General features: G+C 64.1%; 1 protein-coding gene and 1 pseudogene. Both read left to right on the top strand.

Annotated elements, in window-relative coordinates:
* Positions 1 to 147 precede the first annotated feature (147 nt).
* Entirely contained in the window at positions 148 to 624 is a 477-nt protein-coding gene (locus AC5XE7_RS20770) for an alpha/beta fold hydrolase (RefSeq protein WP_495367428.1), read from the top strand.
* A gap of 283 nt (positions 625 to 907) precedes the next feature.
* Positions 908 to 1,522, top strand: a pseudogene (locus tag AC5XE7_RS20765) (ArdC family protein); the annotation flags it as partial.
* Positions 1,523 to 2,192: the final 670 nt, after the last annotated feature.

Here is a 2,192-nt window from a genome sequence, read left to right as displayed (position 1 = left end):
ACCCCGTGCCACAACGGGAAGTACGGCGATATGCGCGCCATCTGGCACTCGCTCAGCAGAAACAAATCACCCATCACGGCCTCCTTCAGCAAAGACCGTGAATCACAGATCAAACCAAATTAATAGGTCCTGAGCCTAGGTGCCGCAGTGACCGGCCTCTACCTCTATGAGCCCCCGTTTATAGTTGACGACTCCCGCCCACCAGCGCCGCCCGGTTACACAGAACACGTCCAAGCCCTGGTCGCGGCCGACCAACGCAGCGAAGCGGTCGAGTACGTCATGACCGAGATGATCGGCGTTCCAAGCGAGTATATCGAGCCGATGAAACAGGACCCCTCATGGGATGAAATGGCCCGTTACGCCCACACCTACGCCTATGAAGGCCAGATCCTCAACGGGCTCATGGACGGCAAACCATTGCCAATCGACCGCTGGTCGATCAACGCGCCGATTGCGGTGGCGGTCGGCGGCAACAGCGAGCCATACTTCCGCGTGGCCGCAGACGCGCTCGCCGACCTCCTACCGCGGGTTACGGTGTTGAGTCTCCCCGGCCACGATCATGGCGCGTTCTGGGCAGCACCGGAGCCGGTCGCCGAGCAGATCCGAAAGTTTCTTCTCGGCTAACCGGGCTAAGGCTGTCAATAAATTGAGCGCGGCGACCGGTCCTCACACGATGACCGTGCGGGAGAGTTGCGCATTGTTCGACATCCGGCAGCTTCGAGTCTCCACGGTAAGGCCAAAATCATAGGGGAAAGCCTTCCCCTGCGACCGAGCCGTCCGTCTCGGCCGACCCCTTCTGCGGGAAGCCCCCCGCAACGCCCCCTTTAGAGTGAGAGTGCGGACCCGCTGTGCCGTGACGGGTTGAGAGTTGGGAGAGAGCTTCCGGCGCCCGTCGCGGAGATCCGCGATGTCCAGAAAGACCGCATCCGCTCGCGCCGGCCAGGACCGGGCGAGCCTCTACGACGAAATCACCGGCAAGATCATTGGCGAGTTGGAAGCCGGCCGCGTGCCGTGGGTTCAGCCCTGGGGGACGGCGACGACGAAAGCGCCGCTCGCCATGCCGAGTAACGCCGCCACGGGCCGGCGTTACTCCGGGATCAATGTGCTGATCCTCTGGGGCGCCGTCATTGAGCACGGCTTTGCCGGCCAGAGCTGGCTCACCTTTCGCCAGGCGCTCGCGCTCGGCGGTAACGTCCGCAAGGGCGAGCGCGGCACGACAGTCGTCTATGCCGACCGCTTCGTGCCTGATGACGAGAAGCGGCGCGCCCGCGAGACCGGCGACGAGACCCAGACGATTCCGTTCCTGAAGCGGTTCACGGTATTCAACGCTGCGCAGTGCGAGAACTTGCCGGAGGATGTCGCCATAACGCCACCGCCGGCGCCGGGCTTGATCGAGCCCCAGGTCGAGGCACTGATCCGGGCCACGGGTATCGACTTCCGCATTGGCGGCAATCGTGCCTACTACGCGCCGGCGCCCGACTATGTGCAGGTCCCGCCGCCCCAGGCGTATTTCGAGCCGATTATGCGGGTGAAGGGCAAGACCGAGGAGGAGATCGCCGCAGCGCTCTTCGTCCCGGTCCAGGTGGTCAAGCAGCGCCTGCGCCTCGCGGCCGCGTCGCCGAGCCGCTACGCCTGGTCGACGATGCCGAGGCGTCCACGCCGGAAGTCGAGGCTGGCGACGACGACGATACGGAGCTGCCCGCATTCCTCGCCACCGACGACGACGAGGTCACGGCGGAGGCCAACGACGATGAACCGCACCTTGTCGCGGCTGAATGAAGAACCCCCGGAGCGGCTTCGGCTGCTCCGGCCTTTTCCCCGAACGAAGGAGCATCGCCATGTCGCAATCCAAACCGCCGCCACGCCGCGTCGTCTTCCAGTATCTCGTTCCTGTGCATGTCGAGATCGAGGACGGCAGCGTCGGCCGCGTGACGATCATCGACGAAACGCCGGTGCGCGACCCCGTCGTCGTCGAAGGCGATTCCGCCGATCTCGACGACGCCGTGCGCGCCGCCGACGACGGCCAAGCCTGGCCATCGTGGCAGTTCGGCTACTAGGCTCAGGACCTATTAATTTGGTTTGATCTGTGATTCACGGTCTTTGCTGAAGGAGGCCGTGATGGGTGATTTGTTTCTGCTGAGCGAGTGCCAGATGGCGCGCATATCGCCGTACTTCCCGTTGTGGCACGGGGT

This window comes from Aquamicrobium sp. YD-1-mutant5, from assembly GCF_059509755.1.
This window is presented reverse-complemented; position numbering and strand designations above follow the sequence as displayed.